This is a genomic window from Rubrivirga sp. (assembly GCF_965213695.1).
GTDB lineage: Bacteria > Bacteroidota > Rhodothermia > Rhodothermales > Rubricoccaceae > Rubrivirga.
Genome location: NZ_OZ243912.1, coordinates 3901017 through 3921030, shown reverse-complemented (window position 1 = coordinate 3921030; position 20014 = coordinate 3901017). Strand labels below are relative to the sequence as shown.

The 20014-nt window shown below is 75.4% G+C and carries 10 protein-coding genes; 4 read left to right on the top strand and 6 right to left on the bottom strand.

Annotation, left to right across the window (positions count from 1 at the left end; all coding sequences use genetic code 11):
* Nucleotides 1-26 precede the first annotated feature (26 nt).
* The 6 genes from ACOOHE_RS17355 to ACOOHE_RS17330 all read right to left on the bottom strand — a co-directional run bounded on the left by ACOOHE_RS17355 (nt 27) and on the right by ACOOHE_RS17330 (nt 9801).
* Nucleotides 27-998, bottom strand: a complete 972-nt coding sequence (locus tag ACOOHE_RS17355; RefSeq protein WP_420455348.1) for a DnaJ C-terminal domain-containing protein — start codon at nt 996-998, stop codon at nt 27-29.
* Nucleotides 999-1694: 696 nt separating this feature from the next.
* Complete coding sequence (locus ACOOHE_RS17350) at nt 1695-3416, bottom strand: TIGR00341 family protein (RefSeq protein ID WP_420455347.1); 1722 nt, start codon at nt 3414-3416, stop codon at nt 1695-1697.
* A 237-nt stretch (nt 3417-3653) separates the two neighbouring features.
* Entirely contained in the window at nt 3654-4319 is a 666-nt protein-coding gene (locus tag ACOOHE_RS17345; RefSeq protein WP_420455346.1) for a SixA phosphatase family protein, read from the bottom strand.
* Between the two features lie 10 nt (nt 4320-4329).
* Nucleotides 4330-5145 carry a Pycsar system effector family protein gene (locus tag ACOOHE_RS17340; protein ID WP_420455345.1) on the bottom strand — a complete coding sequence of 272 codons (816 nt, stop codon included), beginning with the start codon at nt 5143-5145 and terminating at the stop codon, nt 4330-4332.
* 67 nt (nt 5146-5212) lie between these two features.
* Nucleotides 5213-8968, bottom strand: a complete 3756-nt coding sequence (locus ACOOHE_RS17335) for a BamA/TamA family outer membrane protein (protein ID WP_420455344.1) — start codon at nt 8966-8968, stop codon at nt 5213-5215.
* 5 nt (nt 8969-8973) lie between these two features.
* Nucleotides 8974-9801 (bottom strand): SdiA-regulated domain-containing protein, encoded by an 828-nt coding sequence (locus ACOOHE_RS17330; protein ID WP_420455343.1) that lies wholly within the window; start codon nt 9799-9801, stop codon nt 8974-8976.
* Between the two features lie 119 nt (nt 9802-9920).
* Between ACOOHE_RS17330 and ACOOHE_RS17325 the strand changes: the two genes are divergently transcribed.
* The 4 genes from ACOOHE_RS17325 (at nt 9921) to recD (ending at nt 19767) form a co-directional block, all read left to right on the top strand.
* Nucleotides 9921-10229 (top strand): hypothetical protein, encoded by a 309-nt coding sequence (locus ACOOHE_RS17325; protein ID WP_420455342.1) that lies wholly within the window; start codon nt 9921-9923, stop codon nt 10227-10229.
* Nucleotides 10230-10416: 187 nt separating this feature from the next.
* Nucleotides 10417-13644, top strand: a complete 3228-nt coding sequence (locus tag ACOOHE_RS17320) for an exodeoxyribonuclease V subunit gamma (RefSeq protein ID WP_420455341.1) — start codon at nt 10417-10419, stop codon at nt 13642-13644.
* A gap of 284 nt (nt 13645-13928) precedes the next feature.
* Nucleotides 13929-17915, top strand: coding sequence for an exodeoxyribonuclease V subunit beta (gene recB, locus ACOOHE_RS17315; protein WP_420455340.1), 3987 nt, complete (start codon nt 13929-13931; stop codon nt 17913-17915).
* Nucleotides 17908-19767, top strand: coding sequence for an exodeoxyribonuclease V subunit alpha (recD, locus tag ACOOHE_RS17310; RefSeq protein ID WP_420455339.1), 1860 nt, complete (start codon nt 17908-17910; stop codon nt 19765-19767). Before recB ends, recD begins: the two co-directional genes overlap by 8 nt.
* The last annotated feature ends 247 nt before the right edge of the window (nt 19768-20014 follow it).

Below are 20014 nucleotides of genomic sequence, written 5' to 3'. Positions count from 1 at the left end.
GTAGGGCGCGGCCCGGCGGGTCGCCCCTACGCCAGGCCTTCGGCGTCGGCCCACGCGCGCAGGCCGGAGGCCGCCTCGTCCGACAGCATCGGGACGGACACCTCGACGACGACGTAGAGGTCGCCCTGGCCCGACGCCGTCTCGACGCCCTGGCCGCGAACGCGGAGCCGCGTCCCGGGCTGCGTCCCCGGCTTGATCCGCAGGCGGACCGTCTTGCCCGTCGCCGTCCGGACCTCGCGCGTGGTCCCGAGCATGGCCTCGACGGCCGAGACGGTCTCGGTCATGACCAGGTCGTCGCCCTCGCGCGAGAACCGGGCGTCGGGCGTCACGCGGAACGTGATGTACAGGTCGCCCGGGGCCCCGCGCCCGCCCGGCGCCGGGTCGCCGCGGCCCGCCAGCTTGATCTTGAATCCGTCGCGGACCCCCTTCGGGATCGTGATCCGGACGGCCTCGCCGCCCGACGTCCGGATCTCCTGGCGCCCGCCCTCCAGCGCCTCCTCGAACGTCAAGCGGACCGTCGCGTCGACGTCGCGCCCGCCCCGGTACGCCGTGTCGGCCGCGCCGCCCGGCCGGCTCGCGCCGCCGAAGAACTGGTCGAAGATGTCGCCGAGCCCGCCACCGCCGCCGAACGTGAAGGCATCGTCGTTGACGCCCGGCCCGGCGCCCGTCGCGTCGACGCGGACGTAGGTCCCGTCGGGGGCCCGGTAGAACCGTCCGGCGCCCTCGCCCGGCCCCCCGAACCCGTCGAACGGCGTGCCCTCGTATCGCCCGCCGTAGGGGTCGCGGCGGGCCCGGTCGTACGCCTTCCGCTTCGTCTCGTCGCCGACGACGTCGTAGGCGGCCTGGACCTCCTTGAACCGCTCCTCGGCGGCGGTGTCGCCCGCGTTCCGGTCCGGGTGGTACTCCTGGGCGAGGCGGCGGTACGCCTTCTTGATCTCCTTGGCGGAGGCGTCCTCGTCGACGCCGAGGGTCGCGTAGTGGTCGGGGAGGGCGGGCACGGAGCGGGCACGGGGGAAGGGGCCGTGGTACCGCCCGGTCGGCCCCCGCTGTTCCGCCTGGCCGGGACGCGCGGGTGAGATCTTCGGGGAAGGCCGATGGTAAGGCGTCTCAGTCCGTTCCCCCTGTGACTGGCGTCCGGGACACGGAAAGAGGGGGTGCCGTGCGGGTGCACAGTTCACACGTCGTCATCCTGAACGAATGCGAAGGATCTAGCTGCTCGCCCCCTGGTCGCCCCGACCGACCCGGCGCTGGTGCCGTGACACGTTGCTCGCGAGCGGACCCCCCGGCCGTCCGCCCATCGCTCCGCTCAGCGGCCGGACGGCCTGTCCCCCTTCGAGGGTAGGGCTGCTAAGCTCTTTGCCGACCATGCAAATAACAGGTGTCATTGGCTGGCGCCGTCGCTTCGCGGTCCCGCGCACGCGGGAATCCATACGCAGCGGCGCCTCAGCGAGCGGCCCCCTATGGATCCCCGCGTGCGTGGGGATGACAGCCATTTCGTTACTTAGCAGCCCCGCCCTTCGAGGGGGACCGCTCCTGCGGCACGGAGCGGAGCGATGGCAGCAGGAGCGGGGGGGCGGCCTACGAGCAACCTGGCATCGCTCTAGCGTCCGGTAGAGTCCCCGCTGCGCTCAGGACGACAAGGGGGAGGTCACATAGCCCTGGAGGAGTGAGCAGGCGCAACCGGCCCCACCCCGTCAGCTCCCGCGCGTCGTGTCGGGCGCGAGCGAGAGGCGGGCTCGCGGGGCCGTCGTGTCGGGCGCGAGCGCGAGCTGGCCGGCCGGCGCCCCGCGCCCGACGAGCCGGGCCCGGGCCGCGCGGACGGCCGCGGTGTCGCCGGCCAGCGTCAGGCGGAGGCGCGGGTAGTCCGCCAAGAGCTCGGCGAGCGTGCCCGCCGCGGCCGAGTCGGGCAGGGCGCGCGGCCCCAGCCGGACGGCCCGTGCCGACGCGCGCGCCGGGTCGACGCCGAGGATCTGAGCGGCCTGTCGGGCGACAACGGCCTCGGCCTGGCGCGGCAGGCGCTGCCGCGCCGCGTAGGCGACGGTGAGCGTCGGCGGCTCGTCGTCCTCGACCCGGAGCGTGCCGCCCACCACGCGCACGCTGTCGGGCAGCGCCAGGTCGGCGAGCGCGGTCGCCAGCCGGCCGCGGATGGTCGCGAGCGCGGCCGGCGCCGGGGTCGGCGCGGGCACGGCCGGCGACGCCTGGCGGACGGGGGGCGCGGTCGGGAGCGCCTCGGCGAACGCCGCCAGGTCGCCCGACGAGGCGAGCACCTGCTCGAACGAGAGCGAGACCGGCTCGCCGGCCCGGGCCTCGAGGTCGGCCGCGAGCGCGGCCTCCCGGTCGTCGGTGATCCACCGGCTCGTGGCCACGCGCAGCCGGAGCGTCGCCGCGCCGTCGCCGTAGGCGAGCTCCCGGTCGAGCACGAAGGCGTCGCCGTCGGCCTCGACCGTGGCCTCCAGGGCGTCGACGGCGGCCCCGACCCGGGCCTCCCGCACGTAGTGCCCCAGCGACGTCGTGAGCGGGACCGCGACGGCGCCCATGAACGCGGCCACCAGCACGAACCGGCCCAGCGGCGTCGCCAGGCCGGGCAGCCGGTCGAGCCCGTGCGCCCCGCTGACGAGCGCCGCGACGCCGGTCGCCTGGCCCTCGTCGTGCCACTCCCGCGCCGTCTTGACCACGTCGGCCCGGTGCATCCCGATGAGGAAGAACATGGCCATGCCGCTCAGCACGATCCCGGCGAGGTTCGCCCCGAACAGCAGCAGCGCGCCCCGGGTGTAGGCCCACTGGCCGACGGCGATCCCGAACCCGGCCACGCCGAGCGGCGGCACCAGCGCCACGGCCACGGCCACGCCCGGGATCGAGGCCGAGAGCCGGGCCTCGCGCGAGGCCGTCACCACGGCGCCCGCGAGCCCCGAGAACACGGCGATGCCGAGGTCGAGCGTGGTCGGCCGCGTCCGGCTCACGATCTCGTCGGTAACCGTCTGGAACGGGAGCGCGAGCGTGAGCAGGGCCGCGAGCGCCACGATCCCCGCCGCGCCGAGCACGATGGCCGCCGCCGTCTGGACGAACAGCCGCCCGTCGCCGACGGTGAGCGCCAGCGACAGCCCCAACAGCGGGCCCAGCAGCGGGGCCACCAGCATCGCCCCGATCACGACGGCCGTCGAGTTGAGGACCAGCCCGAGCGTGGCGATGGCGCCCGACAGCAGTAGGACGGCGAAGAACGGGACGTCGGTGTCGGTCGCCGCCTCGGCCGTCTCGCGGTAGAGCGCCGGCCGCTCCCACGTCCGGATCCCGAGGTGCCGCCGGGCGGCCATCTCGACCGCCGACTCGTCGCCGTTGGCCGGCGCGTTGTCGAGGACGGGGTCGTCGCTCGGGGCGTCGGCAGGTGGGGCGTCGGCGGTCGGGCGGGCGTCGGGCATGGGCGGGGGAGGGGCGGCCACAGACGGCGACGGCGCCGGCCCGGATCCCGCGACGGCCCGGTGGCGGCCACGCCCGACGGTCCGAACCGTCGCGGCCCTGATACCGGATCGCTGGGAGGCCGCCTTCCCGATCGGTCTGTGCGTAGGGGCACGCCGGTGGCGTGCCCGGGTCGACCGCGATGGGGCGAGGGCACGCCACCGGCGTGCCCCTACGGGCGACGGTGCTCGGCCGACGGGCTACGCCCCGCCGTCGGCCGGCCCGTCCGGGGCGTCGACGCCGCCGCGGGGGAGCGCGGCCGGCTTGTAGGCCGGCTCCTTGGGCGCGCCGACTTTCTCGGCCTTCTCGATCGCCTTCTGGCGCGCGTCGATGGCCTTGTCGATCGTCTTCTTGAGCTTGCGGTAGGCGTTCGGGCGGAGGGCTCCGGGCGGGAGGAGGAACGCGAGCGTGCCCCGGCCCGGCGCCACGTCGGCCCAGGACTCGACGGGCACGTCGACCCGGGCCACGGCCGCCGTCTTCATCTCGACCCGCCCGCCGCCGACCAGGAGCGACGCGAGCGCGCTCGACGTCGGCTCGTGGCCGACCACGACGACCGTGTCGGCGTCGTCGGTCTCGGCCTGGATCTCGCGCAGGACCGCTTGGGGCGTGGCCTCGTAGAGCGCGTCGGTGACCCGGGCCGGGCCCGTCCAGCCGCCGGCCTCGGCCGCCGTCGCCAGCGTCTCGCGCGCCCGGACGGCCGACGACGTGATCGCCCGGTCCGGCGGAACCCGGGCCGTGGTGAGGAACCGGCCGATCTTGCGGGCCCCCTTCTGGCCCCGGGCGGCGAGCGGGCGGGCGTGGTCGTCGCCGCCATAGTCGGCGTCCCAGTCGGACTTGCCGTGGCGGAGGATCAGGATCGTCTTCATGCGGCCGAGTCTACGGAAGGATGCCGGGCGCGGGGATCGTCGTCGTGGTCGTCGTGACCGTCGTCCCGCCGACGTCGAAGAACACGGTGTACCCGAACACGAAGATGAACCCGAGCACGCCGACGACGAGCGCGACCAGGAACGCGCTGTACGACCGCTGGAGCATCCGGTACTTTTTCTGGAGCACGCTCCCGACGCCGTAGATGTCCTTCATCATCATCTCGTAGGTCCGCGTCGAGTCCATCACGACCTGCTTGAGCGAGTCCACGTAGTCGCCCTCCGACATGTGGCTGAAGTTGCCGAAGAACAGCAAGTTCTTCCGCTCGCGGAGCGCGCGCTCGGGCGTGATCTCGGTGGTGTGGACGCGGGGCCGGGCGGCCAGCACGGCGAACACGAGCGAGACCAGGCACCCGAGCAGGAACAGCGACGTCGGGATGTAGAGCCACGGGTTCTTCTCCATCCCCGGCGCGATCGACGCGATCAGGATCGAGACGATCAGGCCGTTGATCGAGATCATGATGTTGGCCTTGGCGTCGGCCAGCGCCGAGAGGTCCATGTTGACCCGGTAGCTCGACCGGAACAGGGTCTCGATCCCGCGCTTGGTGCCGAGCTCGGCGAGGGCCTGGTCGGCGTCCGCAACGGCCCCGTCGCTCGAGCCGACGGCCGTCATCGGCTTGGTCTTGCCCTTCTTCTTTTTCTTCGGGGCCGGCGCGTCGTCCGAGACCGGGACGTCGCGGGCGCCGGCCACCTGGCTCATGTCGACGACGTCGCCCGAGACGGGCAGGCCGTCGCCGGCGTCGGTCACGAGGGGCGTAGTGGGGTCCATGGCGTCGTGGGAAAGAGGAGCCTACAAACGTCGCAAGCGGAGGCGCTAGGGTACGCGCTCCCGGCGGTTAGTACGCGAACCCGAGGCCGAACGTCACGAGGGCGTTCTCGTCGGACGCGCCGACGGTCAGGTTGACCACGGCCCGGTCGAGCACGCCGATCCACAGGCCGCCGCCGTAGCCGAGCTGGACCTCGTCGCTCGCGAAGGGGTCGTCGTAGTCGACCGCGACGCCATCGTCGGCGAGCCGCATGCACTCGGCGTCTCCAAAGACCTCGGCGCACGAGGGGAAGTCGGCCCAGACGCGGCCGGCGTCGACGAACCCGAGCACGCCCACGTTGAGCGGGAGCACGTAGGCGTTGAGGTCGAACAGCTTCGCCCGGAGCTCGGCCGAGCCCGAGGCCGCCGTCCGCCCGGCGAACCGCTCGCGGCGGTACCCGCGGACGGTGCCCGGCCCGCCCAACACCACGGCGTCGAAGAACGGGAAGTCGCCGACGATGTGCTCGGCCCCGGCCCGGACGGCGACCGTGAGCTGGGGCGCCAGGCTGAGCGGGAGGTAGGCCGCCGCCTCGCCGCCGACCACGCCGTAGGTCTCGGACGGGCCCGAGACGCCCGCCAGCACCGTGCTCTCGACGGCGAAGCGGAGCCCCTGCTGCGGGTTCACCGCGTTGTGGACCGTCGACGCCGCCAGCCGGGCGAACCCGCCCAGGTGCGTCTGCCCTTCGAGCGCCGTCGCCGGGAGGCGCCCGACCGGCGAGCTCGCCAGCTGGAGCGAGTCCCGGCCCGGGTCCGCGTAGCGCCCGCTCGGCCCGATCACGAGCTTGAGCGACTCGCCGATGGGGATGCCGAGCCCGGCACGCGCCTGGACGCGGGCGAGGTCGATCTCGGCCAACTCCGGGTCGATGTTGGGCGAGCCGTTGCCGAGCCCGTAGAAGTTGCGGGCGTAGCGCGGCGTCGAGGCGTAGGCGTCGACGTCGAGGTCCCACGTCCCGACGGCCTCACGCATCCGGCCCGTGTAGCCGCCCGCGAAGCCGCCGGTCGCCGTGGCGTAGTTGACGGTGATCTCGTGCGTCGCGGCGTACGGGCGGAGCCGGAAGCCCGGGACGCTCCAGATCCGGGTCGCCCCGAGGAGCACGCCGTCGGTCGAGCGGTAGCCCAGCGTCGGGAACGTGTCCTTCTTGCCCAGGACGTGCTCGGTCGGGTCGTAGCGGTTCACGTCGGGGTCGGCCGAGCGGCGGTCCTCCACCTTCCGGCCGGTCTCGACGATCTCCAGGCCGTCCGGCGTGTCGTAGACGGCGACGTCGCCGGCCGAGGCGACGAGCTCGTCGTCGCCGGCCCCGCCGATCACGCGGACCGGGATCTCGCGCGGGCCGTCGCCGGTGACCCGGAACTCGTCGCGCCCGGCCAGCCCGTACAGGCGGACCTCGTCGGTCTCGCCCGGCCGGACCGTCCGCTGGTAGAGCAGCCGGCCCGGCTCGCCGCCCTTGAACGAGCGGACGGTGACCTCGGTCGAGCCGTCGGCCTGGCGGACGACCTCGAACTGCTCGCGCTCGTCGCTCCCGATCACGTCGACGACCTTGGCGGTGAGCTCGTAGTAGTCCTCGGCGGCCTGGACCAGCTTGTCGCGGCGGGTCTTGAGCGCCGGCGTCCAGTAGTCGGCGAGCTGGGGGTAGATCGGGCCCGGCAAGGCGCGGACGGCCCGCTCGATGGCGTCGTCGGTGAGCGCGGCCTGGAGCTCGCGCGCGACGGCCCGCCAGTCGTCGAGCGTGAGCTCGTTGAGGAACGGGCGGTCCTGGTAGAACCCGTTCGTCGTGAGCCCGCGCACGTTCCCGTACTTCTCGCCGATGGGCTGGAGCCGCCGGTCGAACGCCTGGAGCGCCGGCTGGAGCAGCCCGTTGATGCCGTAGAACGAGAAGTCGCGGTCGCGCGCGATGGGCCGGTACACCTTGCCCCGGGTGGCCGCGTCGCCCGTGAGCGACGGGTCGAGCTCGCCGGGCTCGAAGGCGGCCCACCGCCACTGGTCCGCGTGGCGGTCCCAGTCGGCCAGGAGCATGTCGAACAGGCGGGCCCGGAGGTAGGCCCGCTGGTCGACGCGGTGGTCGTGGTCCTCGCGCATCTCCTCGCGGAGCTTCGAGGCCGAGATCACGTCGGTCATCCCCTCGAAGCCGGGCACGTCCGACATGTCGTCGTCCGGGCGGATCTCGAAGAGCGCGAGCCGGTTCGCGAACGTCTCGCGGTAGCGGCCCAGGCGCGGGTCGTCCGGGACGAAGACGATCTCGGGGTCGGGCTGGGGCACGCCGGCGGCCGTCGCGAGGGGCGCGGCCACGAGCGCGGCGTAGGGGTTCATGGCCGCCCGGAGCTCGAGCACGACGTCGCCGACGAGCCCATCGCGGAGCTCGGTCGGGACCTGGGCCAGCCCGCTCTTCTCGAGCAGCCGGAGCCCGTACTCGTGGCCGTCGCCGGCCTGGAGCCGGAGCGACGTCGTCTGGAGCCCGCCGCCGCGCTTGACCGGGACGAGCCCGCCGGCCTCGGTCCCCAGGTCGATCGTGCGGAACTCGACCGGCGTTTTCCACACGTCCCGGTAGTTCTCGCCGAACAGGGCCCGGGTGAAGGCGTCGTTCTGGAACCGGTCGGTCACGAAGTCCTCGTCGGCCGCGAGCGTGACGGTCCGGTCGAGCGGCGGCAGGTCGTCGGGGTCGACGGCGTCGGGCACCTCGGTGTCGACGAGCTCGGGGTTGGCACCGGAGATCTCGGCCCGGAATACGACCTGGGGAGTGCCAGCGTCGTCGAGCTCGACGGTCTCGGTCCAGAGCCGGCCGTTGGCGAAGTAGACGAGCCGCTGGTAGCCCGGCCGCGACGAGACGTAGCGGGCGCCGGCGCCGCCAGCCGGGTCGGCTTCGCCGCCGCCGGTCCCCGAGACCAAGTGCGTCTGGGACCGGAGCGGGTTCACGACGCGCTCGTAGGTCTGCAAGATCCGGTCGTGGGAGGCGGCCCAGACCAGCCCGTCGTGGGTCTCGGCGACGCGGCCGAGCGCGCCGCGGAGCGCGCGGTACCGGGGCGACGCCAGGTCCTGCCCGCTGAGCCCCAGCGTCCGCGAGGCGAGCCCGGCCAGCGGGTTGCTGCGGTACCCGGCCGAGGGGCCCCGCGAGAGGATCGGGTGGTGGGCGAGCACGACGATCCGCGAGTCGTCGCGGTCGACCACGATCTGCTCGAAGATGCGGGCCACATCGCCGGGCGTCCGGACGTCCTGGTCCTCGGCCTCGCCGGCCGGCCGCTCGTCGGCGTCTAGGAGCCACCACGCCGTGTCGAGCGCGATCAGGCGGAGGCCCTCGGCCGGCTCCCACTCGCGCGGGCCGCCGGCCTGGTCGCCGGGCGTGAGCACGTCGTCGCCGAAGGCGTCGTCCAACAGGTCTTCGAGCCGCTGGACGCCGTCCTCGCCCCGCTCCCAGTCGCGGTTGCCGGGCACGACCACGACGTCGGCCTCGATCCCGTCGAGGGCCGCGATGAGCGCCCGGACGGGCGCCTCCGCTTGGGCCCGGTCCGGGTCGCCCTCGGCCGGCACGCCGTCGGCGGTGACGTTGCCCAGGACGGCGACGGTCGCGTCGGGCCCGGCGGTGCGGGCGTCGGCGGCGAGCGCGCGCAGGACGGCGTCGGAGCCCCCGTCGGCCAGGTCGCCCGTGTTGCCGGTGAGGAAGACCCGGTGGGCCACCTCGCCCTCGGGGAGCGGCGGCACGGGGTCGGCCCGGATCTCCGGCGCGACGTAGGTGGCCGTCGTGGCGCACCCGGCGACGAGGACGGCGGCGAGGAGAACGGAAAAACGACGCATGCGGCCTAGTCGGTGGGGGCGTAGCGGAGCAGGGTGCCCGGCCCGCTGGGGCCCTCGCTCGATACATAAAGCGTGCCGTCGGCCGTGAACGCCAGCCCCTCGGGCTGGGGCGCCACGTCGCCCGGCAGGTCGGCGATGCCGACGAGCGCGCCGTCGGGCCCGACCACGGCGATCGCCCGGCGGACGGACGACAGAACGTAGAGGCCGCCCGTCGTGGGGTGGATCGCGAGGGCGGACGGGCGGAAGTTCACCGCGCTATCGACCGCCTCCCGGTCGAGCGCGAAGACGGGCGTCTCGGACATCGTCTCGGTCGCGAGGTCGAAGGCGTAGACCGCGCGGACCCGGCCGAGGTCGTCGCCGGGCCACTCCTTGCAGGCGACGAGCAGCCGGTTCTGGGCCGCGTCGAAGGCCAGGCCCTCGGTGTCGTTCCGGCTCTTGAGCCGCGTCTCGACCTTGCGGGCCGATGGCATCCCCGTCGAGTCCCGGGCGACGCGGTAGAGGTCGCCGTCGCTGCGGAGCACCCAGACGGCGTCGTCGGTCGTGGCCAACCCCTCGAAGTCGCCGGCGGTCTCGAACACGAGCCGGTCGACGATGACGCCCGTCGCCGGGTCGATCTCGAAGATGGTCCCGGCCTCGTCCTGGACCGCGCCGAGCCGGCCGCTGGGCAGGACCGTCAGGCCGGAGATCTCGCGGAGCTCGGCCGGCAGCGCGACCACGGCGTCGGGCGCGTCGAGCCGGTACGGGATGGCGGCGGACGGGCCGGCCGGCGGCGTGGAGCGCGTGGCGTCGGCGCAGGCCGAGAGGGCGAGGAGGGCCAGGAGGACGGGTCGCATGAACCGGCGTCAACGCGAGGGCCGGCGGAGGGTTCGACGGGCGTGCGGAGGGACGGGGAATTCCCCCGCGGCCGACGCCTCGCCCCGTGCCGACCTTTCGGGCCCGCGCCTCGTCCCCCATGTCCGACGGCTCCTTCACCGTCCTCGCCGACGCGCTCGTCGCCCAGGGCCTCGCGACCCGGGGCACCATGATGGGCCGCCCGTGCCTCCGGGCCAACGGCGCCTACTTCGCCTCCGGCGGCCACGTCGGCGACGCGCTCGTGGTCAAGCTGCCCGAGGCCCGGGTGCGGGAGGAGGTCGCCGCCGGCCGCGGCGTCCCGTTCGCGCCCGGCGGCACGCCGTTCCGGCAGTGGCTCGAGATCACCGACCCGTCGGCGCACCGCGCCCGCGAGCTCCTCTTCGAGGCCCTCGAGTTCGTCGCCGGCTGAGGCGCCTCGGCCCGGACCCCCTGTCCGAACGCCCATCGCTCCGTTCAAGGTCGCTCGGACCGTCCCCCTTGAAGGGGAACAGCTTACCGGGGCGGGGCCCTGCGGCCTGGGAGCGTGCGGCGGCCGACTCCCGGGGGGAAGCGGTGGGGACGCGGGGCTAGATTCGGTCCTGATCCTCTGGTCCTCCGTGCCCCCGTCGTCCCCCGGTTTCTGCGTCGTTACGGCGCCGCGTCTGGAGCCGCTGTTCGCGCGGCTCGCGAGCACGCTCCGTGACGAGCCGCTCGACCCGACCGCGCGCGAGACCATTGTCGTGGCCCAGAACGTCGGGCTGCGGCGCTGGGTCGAGCGCGAGCTGGCCCAGAGCCTGGGCGTCGCCGCCAGCCTCGACCTCCGCTCGCCGCGCGAGCTGGCCACCGACCTCGCGCGGCGCCTGGCCCACCACGCCGACGCACTCGACGACCGGGCGCACCCGTTCGAGGCCGCCGGGCTGGCGTGGCGCATCCGCGCCGTCCTGGACGACCTCCCGGCCGACGACGTGTGGGCGTCGGTCCGCGCCTACCTCGACCGGACCGGCGGCCAAACGATGCCGCTGGCGGCCCGGCTGGCGGCCCTCTTCGACGACTACCAGGTGTACCGGCCCGACACCCTCGCGGCGTGGGCCCGGGGCGCGCCGCCCCCGGCCGACTTCCCGCACGGCGGCTGGCAGGCCGCGCTGTGGCGCCGCCTCGTTGCCGAGTCCGACACGTGGGACCGGGCGACCGAGATGCTGGCGCTGCTCGACGCGCTCGCCGACCCGCCCGACGGGCTCCGCGCTCACGTCCCGCCGCGCGTGGCCGTGTTCGGCGCGCTGCTGGTCCCGCCGGTCCACCTGCGGGCGCTCCGGGCGCTCGCGCAGCACGTCCCGGTGACCGTCTACGCCGTCGCCCCGGGCGACGCGGCCGGCGACACGCACGGCCACCCGCTCCTCCGGGCGCTCGCGGGGCGGACGCGCGCCTACTGGTCCGTCCTCGACGGGCTCGGCGGCGTCGAGCGCGAGCGGCTGGCGTGCGGGCCTCCCCCGGCAACGGCCCTCGGCGGGCTCCAATCCGCCCTCGCGACGGACGCCTGCCCGCCCGCCCCGACGCCCCTCGACGCGACCGTCCGCGTCCACGACTGCCACTCGCCGACGCGCGAGCTCGAGGCCCTCCGCGACACGCTCCTCGACGCCTTCGCCGAGGTCGACGGCTTGCGGCCGAGCGACGTGCTGGTCCTCGTCCCCGACCTGGCGACCTACGCCCCGCTCGTCGACGCCGTGTTCGGGGCGGAGGAGGCCGCGCCCGAGGTCCGGATCCCGTACCACGTGGTGGACCACCCGCACGCGCCGGCGCTCCGCGTGGTCGAGGCGTTCGGCCGGGCGCTCCGGCTCCACGACGGCCGCGTCACGGCGTCGGAGCTGCTCGACCTGTTGGGCACGCCGGCCATCCGCCGGGCCGCCGGCATCGCCGAGGACGAGCTGCCGCTCTTGCGGACGTGGGTCCGGGAGTCCGGCGTCTGCTGGGGGCTCACGGCCGAGCGGCGGGCCCGGTTCGACGTGCCCGAGGACGACCTCCACACCTGGCGCTTCGGGCTCGACCGCCTGCTCCTCGGCGTGATGACGGGCGACGCCGGGGGCGACCTCGTCCTCGGCCACCTCCCGTGCGACGTCGTGGGCGCGGGCGGGGCCGACCTGCTCGGGCGGTTCTGCGAGTGGGCCGAGGCCCTGTTCGCGTCGCTCGACGCCATCGACCGCCCGGCGCCGCTCGACGCCTGGCCCGGCCGCGTCCTGACGTTCCTGGACGGCGTGTTCGACGCGCGCGAGGACGAGGAGCTGGAGGCCGTCGTCTTCTTGCGCGAGCAGGCCTTGGCGCTCGACCGGCTCCACGGGGTCGTGGGCGGAGACGGCCCGGTCTCGTTCCGCGCCGTCCGGTCTCACCTCGACGGCGCCGCGGGCCGGTTCGAGCGCCGCGAGCCCTACCTGACGGGCCGGATGACGGTCGCCCACCCGTTGGCGCTCCGCCACGCGCCGCACCGCGTCGTCGCCGTGCTCGGGCTCAACGACGGCGTGTGGCCGCGGCCCGACCAGCCGGCCGGGTTCGACCTGCTCGCCCACGACCCGCAGCCCGGCGACGCGGCCCCGCGCGACCACGAGAAGCAGCTGTTTTTGGACGCCGTGATGGCCGCGCGCGACCGGCTGGTCCTGAGCACCGTCGGGCGGAGCCAGAAGGACAACGCCGAGCGCGCGGCCTCGGTCTGCCTCGACGCCTTCCTCGACGCCGCCCGCCTCCACTGGGGCGCCGAGGCCGAGGCGCTCGTCGTCCGTCACCGGCTCCAGCCGTTCGCGGCCGACTACTTCACGCCGGGCGGCCCGCTCGCGAGCTACGCCCGCCAGCACCGCGTCCGCGGCACCGAGGCCGAGGCGCCGGTGGCCTTCCTCGACCCCGCCCGCCGGCTGGCGTCTCCAGAGGCACAGACCGACGTGTTGACGCTGGGCGACCTCGCCGACGCCTGGGTCAACCCGAGCCGCCACGTCGCCCGGCGGCGCCTGCGGCTCTCGCTCGACCTCGACGACGACGCGCTTCACGACGACGAGCCGGTCGTCCTCGACGCGCTCGAGCGCTACCACCTGCGGGCGGCCGTCTTGGAGGGCCTGCTCGACGGGCTCGACGACACGGCGCTCGCGGCCCGGGTCGAGCGGAGCGGCCGGCTGCCCGCCGGGGCGCCCGGCGCCTCGTGGCTCCGCCGCGCCCTCGACGAGGCCCGCCCCGTCGCCGACGGCGTCCGCCGCTGGGGGAACACGGAGCCGCTCGCGGTCGACGTGGACCTCGGCGACGTGCGGTTGGTGGGCACGCTGGACCGGGTGGGCGAGCGAGGCGGGCTCCGCGTCCGCCCCGGGAAGGTCCGGGGCAAGCACGTCGTCCAGGCCTGGGTCGACCACCTCGCGCTGTGCGCGACGCGCCCCGCCGTCACCTGCGCCCTCGGCACCGACGACACGGCCGTCCACTTCGCCCCGGTCGGCGCCGACGACGCGCGCCGGCTGCTGGCGGCCCTCGCAAGGGGCCACCGCCGGGCGCACGACCGCTCGTTGCCGCTGTTCGAGAAGGCGTCGGAGGCCTACGTCGGCGCGCTCAGCCGGTCGTCGTGGGAGGACTTCACGGCCCGCGTGCTCGACCGCGGCGCGGCCCAGAGGCCGTTCGAGCCGCACGAGGGCGCCATGCGCAAGGCCCGCCGCCAGTTCTCCGACCCCTGGAACGAGTTCACCGACGACGCCGACGCCTACGTGGCCCTGGCGACGCGCGGACGCGAGGACCCGTTCGTCCCGGAGGCGCACTTCGCCAAGTGGGCGCTCTGCCTCTGGGCCCCGCTCCTGACCTACCAGCGCGCCGGGGCCCCCGAATGAGCCAGCGCGATTTGTTTGGGGTGGAGACCGGGGACGGAGGACCGCAGACCACGGACGACGGGCCGGCACAAGCGGGCGGGCCGGCACAGGAGCCCCCTACGACGTCCCCTCTCCCCCCGGGAGAGGGACGGGGTGAGGGGCATTCGCCAGCGGAACCGTCGTCGCTGGGGGGGGCAGGCGGCCCGTCGTTGTCCGGGACCGTGGGGGACGGCGGGGGCGGGGGTGCCGTCACTCTGGATTCCCGCTTGCGCGGGAACGACGGAATGGGAAGGGAGACGTCGGATGTGGTCTCTTCGCCAGCCGCAGGCCACGCGCTGGCCGACGAGGCCTCCGCGGGCGCCAGCCCCAGCTCCGCCAGCGTCCGCCGCCCGCCCGACGACGTGCCGCCGTTCGAGTACTGGGCCACGCCCGTCGAGCCCGGCCGGACGCTGGTCGAGGCCAGCGCCGGGACCGGCAAGACGTTCGCCATCGCCGGCCTCGTCGTCCGACTCGTCCTCGACGGCGACTGGCTGGTGACCGAGCCGGGCGGCCTGCCCGACCTCCGCCGGCTGCTCGTCGTCACGTTCACGAAGGCGGCGACGGAGGAGCTGCGGACGCGGATCCGCCGCGCGCTCCGGGTGGCCCTCGCGGTCGCGAGGCGCGAGCCCGTCCCCGAGACCTCGGCGCTGGCGTCCGACCTCCCGCTCGTCGAGCCGCTCGCCGACCTGCTCGCGCGGCCCGAGGCGGGAGAGCGGCTGCTGGCGGCGCTCGACCGCGTCGACGAGGCCGGCGTGTTCACGATCCACAGCTTCTGCCAGCGGGTCCTGAAGCAGTCCGCCTTCGAGAGTGGGACGCCGTTCGAGATGGACTTCGTCGAGGACTCCGACAGCGACGCGCTCCGCTCCCGCGCCGCCGCCGACGCCTGGGCGCGGCTCACGCACGCCGACCCGCTGCTCGCGGCGCTCGCCGTCTCGCGGGAGCGGACGCCTGACACGCTCGTCCAGCACCACCGCGCGACCGCCGACTTCCCGTCGGTCCGCATCCTGCCCGAGTCGCCGTCGCTCGACGACGCGCGCGACGCGCTCGCCCACGCGCAGACGGCGCTCGCGGCCGTGTGGTCGCCGGCCGCCGTCGCCGAGGCCGTCGCCGACGTCGAGTGGAACAAGGACGCCCCGCTCGACGGGCCCGGCGCCAGTGCTCTCGTCGCCCGCGTCGGCGCGTTCGCGCGGGGGGAGGACCCCGACGCCTTCCCGATGGTCGAGGCGTGCACGACGGACGCGGTCTGGAAGGCCGGTCGGAAAAACGGGCAGGTGCGGAAGGACGCCCTCAAGGCCGCGTCGCTGGCGCCGCCCTTCCGTGCCTGCACCGACGTGATGGAGGCCGTCGCCGCGCTCGACCGGGCGTTCACGCGGTCGTTCGTGATCGAGGTCGGCGCCCGCATCGACGCCATCAAGGAGCGCCGCGGGCAACTCACGTTCAACGACTTGATCACCCGGCTCCACGCCGCGCTCTTGGCCGACGACACCGGGGCGGTGCTCGCGGACGGCATCCGCCGCCAGTTCTCGGTCGCGCTCATCGACGAGTTCCAGGACACCGACCCGCTCCAGTACGCCATCTTCCGGACGGCCTTCGAGGGGCGCCCGCTGTACTTCGTCGGCGATCCGAAGCAGGCGATCTACGCCTTCCGCGGCGCCGACGTCCACGCCTACCTCGGCGCTCAGCGCCAGGCCACGCGCCGGTTCACGCTGGGGACCAACTGGCGGAGCACGGCCGGCCTGGTCGAGGCCGTCAACCGCGTGTTCTCCGGGCCCGAGCGGGCGTTCCTGTTCGACGGGATCCCGTTCCGCCCGGTCGCCCCGTCGCCCGCGAACGCCGAGCCGGTGTTGGTGGATGGCGACTTGCCGCCGCTCGTGTGGTGGCCGATGCCAGGCGAGCCCGACCGGATTCCCGGAAAAACGGCGGCGAACGAGGCCGTCCCGCCGGTCGTGGCCGCCGAGATCCGCCGGCTCCTCGCCGAGGCCCGGATGCGCGACGGCGACGGCGACCGGCCGCTCCGCCCCGGCGAGATCGCCGTGCTCGTCCCGTCGAAGTACGAGATCCAGACGGTCCAGCAAGCGCTGCACGCGCTCGGCGTCCCGGCCGTCGTCTCGAAGGCCCACGACGTGAGGGAGAGCCCCCAGATCGCCGACCTCGAGCTCATCCTGCGCGCCGTCCTTCGCCCCGACGACGAGCGGGCGCTCCGGGCGGCACTCGCGACCGAGACGTGGGGCTGGACGGCCGACCGGATCGCGGCGCTCGACGACGAGCCCGGCGCGGCGTCGGCGCTGGCGTCCCAACTGCGCGTGTGGCAAAAGGCGTGGCGGCGGCACGGCGTGCTCCACGTCGTGGCCGACCTCCAGCAGCGCGAGGGCGTGTTCGAGCGGATGCTCGCGTTCCCCGACGGCGAGCGCCGGGTGACGAACCTCCGCCACGCGGCCGAGCTGCTCCACGAGGTCGAGGCCGGCGGCGACCGCTCGCCCGAGGACCTGGCGCACTGGCTCCGCCACCGGACCGAGCAGGCGTTGCCGTCGCGCGAGATGAAGGAGATCCGGCTCGAGCGCGACGACGACGCGGTCACCATCACGACGCACCACAACGCCAAGGGGCTCGAGTACGAGGTCGTGTTCCTGCCCTACCTCTGGTCGCTGAGCGAGCGCGACACGACGCAGCAGGAGACGGTGCTGGCGCGGACCGACGCGGGCGTCGTCTACGACCTCGGCTCGCCGGAGGCCGCCGCGTACGAGCGCCTCCGGCAGGTGGACAACCTGGCCGAGCACGTCCGCAAGGCGTACGTCGCGATGACGCGGGCGCGCGAGCGGTGCTACGTGGTCTGGGGCGCGGTCACCTCGAACCGCAAGCGGCTCGACTCCCTCTCCGGCCTGGGCTACGTGCTGAACGGCCACGACGCGCCGTTCGACTCCGACCTGGCGACCCACGTCGAGGCCGCCCGTCGGCAGGCCGCCGAGCCGGGCGTGCTGGCGACCGCGCGGGCGCTCGACGAGACGGGCGCCGTCTCGCGCGTCGTCGACCCGCCCGCACCCGACGGACGGCCGCTGGCGGCCGAGCCGCTGCCGGACGTGGCGCTCTCGGCGCGGGCCCTCGACGACGCGGGGCGCCGGCGCGTCCGCGACGCCTGGCGCCGGGCCAGCTTCAGCGCGTGGTCGCGGGGCGCGCGCGACGCCGCCAGCCACGACGGTGGGCTGGCGGCGTCCGACGAGGCCGACGAGGAGACGGCGCGGACCGACGCGGTCCCGACGGGCCTCCACGCCTTCGCCGCCGGGACCGGGCCCGGCACCTGCTTGCACGGCGTCTTGCAGCACGCCGACTGGCGCGAGGGCGACGAGGCCGAGGCCGCTGCCGAGCGCAACCGCGCGACCGTCGCCCAGTGGCTGGCGACCTACGGCTTGGACCGCCGGGGCCGCCCGCACCGGGCTCCGCTCGACCCGGCCGCCGAGGTGGCTGCGATGCTCGGCCGCGTCGCGCGCGCGCCGCTCTTCCACGACGCCGACGGCGCCGGGCTCCGCCTCGTCGACGCCGACGCGCGGATGCCCGAGTGGGCGTTCGCCGTCCCGCTCGGCCGCGTCGCCCCCCGCGCCTTGGCCGACGTCTTCCGCACTCACGGCACGCCCCCGTTCGGCGCCGACTACGCCGACGCCGTCGCCGCGCTCAGCCGCGATGCCGTCGACGGCCTGATGGTCGGCGAGATCGACCTGGTCGCCCGCGCCGACGGCCGGTGGTGGGTGGTCGACTGGAAGAGCAACCGGCTGGGCGACGACGCCTCCGCCTACACGCCCGACGCGCTGGCGGCCACCATGCAGGGCCACCACTACGGCTTGCAGCTCCACCTCTACGTCTACGGCTTGCACCGCTTCCTGCGCTCGCGCCTCGCCGACTACGCCTACGACACGCACGTCGGCGGCGCCACGTACGTCTTCCTGCGAGGGCTCGGGGAGAACAGCGGACTGCGGACGACGGACGGCGGGTCGGCGCCAACGGGCGGGTCGGCGCGAGATCCCAGACCTGTCATCCTGAGCGGAGCGAAGGATCTCAGCGCGGGGCCCGACGCCAGCGACGACCGGAGTCGAGGGCATGGAGCGTCGGCGTCGAGGTCCTTCGCTGGCGCTCAGGATGAGATGGATGGGGGAGAGGAAGGGGAAGACTCGGTCACAGCGCCCGCCCCCGGCCTCGTCCACCACCGCCCGTCCGCGGCGCTCATCGACGCGCTCGAGGTGCTCCTCGCGCCCGATGCGTAGGCTCCCCCCCGACGTGGGCCGGGCGCTCGACGCGCTCGCCGAGGCCGAGGCCGTCCGGCCCATCGACCTCGCGCTGGCGCGGCTCGTCGCCGGGCTCGACGCCGAGCACGCCGGGCCGGACCCCGCGCGCCAGCGGACGCTCGCGCTCTCGGCCGCCCTCGTCTCGCGCGAGACGCGCGACGGCCACAGCGCCGTGGCGCTCGCCGCCCACGCCGGCCGCGCGTTCCCCGAGGACGAGCACGCCCGCGCCGCCTTTCGGGGCGTCCCCGAGATGCCCGCGCTCGACGTCTGGCGCGGCCACCTCGCCGCCAGCCCGACGGTCGGCGGGCCGGACGCCGGGTGCCCGCTCGTCCTCGACGCGGACCGGCTCGCGCTCCGCCGCCACTGGGACGCCGAGCGCCGCGTCGCCCGCGCCGTCGCCGACCGGCTGACGGCGACGGACGAGGCGCCGAGCGTCGCCGCCCGGGCCGCGCTCGCGCGGCTGTTTCCGCCTCGGGAGGACGGCCGGCTGGACCGGCAAGCCCTCGCGGCCGTCGCCGCGCTCCGCCAGCGGGCCTTGTTCGTGGCCGGCGGGCCGGGCACCGGCAAGACGTACGCGGCGGCCCGGCTGCTGGCGCTCGTCCTGGCCGAGCGGCCCGGCGCCCGCGCCGCGCTCGCCGCGCCGACCGGGAAGGCCGCCGCGCGGTTGCAGGAGAGCGTCGCCGCTCGCGTGGCCGAGCTGCCCGACGACCTCGGCGGGCCCGTCCCGACCGACGCCGTGACGCTCCACCGGCTGCTCGGCGCCCACCCCGAGCGGGCCGGCTTCCGCCACGACGCCCGCGCCCCGCTCCCCCACGACGTGGTGCTCGTCGACGAGGGCTCGATGGTCGACCTCGGCCTGTTCGACGCGCTCCTGGCGGCCCTGCGCCCCGACGCTCGGCTCGTCGTGCTCGGCGACCCGGACCAGCTCCCGCCCGTCGGCGTCGGCACCACGTTCGCGGACGTGGTGGCCGAGGGGACCGGCCCGGCGCCCCCGGCGTGGGCGGCGTTCTGCGCCGAGATGGGGCTCGAAGGCGTCCCGTCGTCCCTCGCCGCGTCGCCGCTCGCGGGCGCGGTCGTGGAGCTGACCGAGTCACGCCGGTTCACGGCCGGCTCCGACGTGGGCACGTTCGCCGTCGCCGTGCGCGGCGGCGACGCGGAAGCGGCCGTCGAGGCGCTCCGCCAGCGCCCGGCGCTCGACCTGGTGGAGGGAGATCCGGCCGGGTCGGCGCTGGCGTGGGCGCTCCCGTTCGCGCGCGAGACGCTGGCGGCGGCGACGCCCGAGGCGGCGCTGGCGGTGCTGGAGCGGTTCCGGCTGCTGGCGGCCGTCCGCCGCGGGCCGCGCGGGGTCGAGGGGCTGAACGCCGTTATCGAGGCGACGCTCCGTGCCGAGCGCCGGGCGCGGTGGAGCCCGTACGGCCCCCGGTTCTACCCGGCCCGCCCCGTCCTCGTCACCATCAACGACCGCGACACCGGGCTGTCGAACGGCGACGTCGGCGTGTGTTGGGGTCGGGGCGACGACCGGGCCGTCGTGTTCCCCGAGCGCGAGCCGGTCGCCTGGAACCGGTTGCCCGCCCACGAGCCCGCGTGGGCGCTGACGGTCCACAAGAGCCAGGGCTCCGAGTTCGACGCCGTCGGCGTGGTGCTGCCGGAGCCGGGGACGCGCGGGGCCGGGCTCGTCACGCGCGAGCTCCTGTACACGGCGGCGACCCGGGCGAAGACGTCCGTGACCGTGTTCGGCGCGGCGGCCGAGGTCGAGGCAGCCGTGGCCACGAGCCAGCGGCGGGCCTCCGGCTTGGCGGCCCGGCTGGCGGAGGCCGTCGCGGGGGCGTAGCGTGCGCCCATGACGCACCGCCCGGCCCGGCCCTCCGAACTGCTCGGGGCCCATGGGCTCGGGGCGGGGACGGCGCGGGCATACACGGGGGGCCGTCCGCGCGCACGCGGGCCGTCCTATTCGTAGGCCCTGTCGTCCTCGGGCCGGCCGCGCCGGCTCGTGTCCAGCTTGCCGACGACGTCGGGCCCCGAACGTTCTCGGCTGGGGCTCTCGCTCGCGATGTCCGGCCGCGCTGGCCGGTCTCGTA

Excerpts from the sequence above, each read along its gene's own strand:
- ACOOHE_RS17350 (WP_420455347.1), bottom strand. The coding sequence starts at position 3,416 with ATGCCCGACGCCCGCCCGACCGCCGACGCCCCACCTGCCGACGCCCCG.
- ACOOHE_RS17345 (WP_420455346.1), bottom strand. The coding sequence starts at position 4,319 with ATGAAGACGATCCTGATCCTCCGCCACGGCAAGTCCGACTGGGACGCC.
- ACOOHE_RS17340 (WP_420455345.1), bottom strand. The coding sequence starts at position 5,145 with ATGGACCCCACTACGCCCCTCGTGACCGACGCCGGCGACGGCCTGCCC.
- ACOOHE_RS17335 (WP_420455344.1), bottom strand. The coding sequence starts at position 8,968 with ATGCGTCGTTTTTCCGTTCTCCTCGCCGCCGTCCTCGTCGCCGGGTGC.
- ACOOHE_RS17330 (WP_420455343.1), bottom strand. The coding sequence starts at position 9,801 with ATGCGACCCGTCCTCCTGGCCCTCCTCGCCCTCTCGGCCTGCGCCGAC.
- ACOOHE_RS17325 (WP_420455342.1), top strand. The coding sequence starts at position 9,921 with ATGTCCGACGGCTCCTTCACCGTCCTCGCCGACGCGCTCGTCGCCCAG.
- recD (WP_420455339.1), top strand. The coding sequence starts at position 17,908 with ATGCGTAGGCTCCCCCCCGACGTGGGCCGGGCGCTCGACGCGCTCGCC.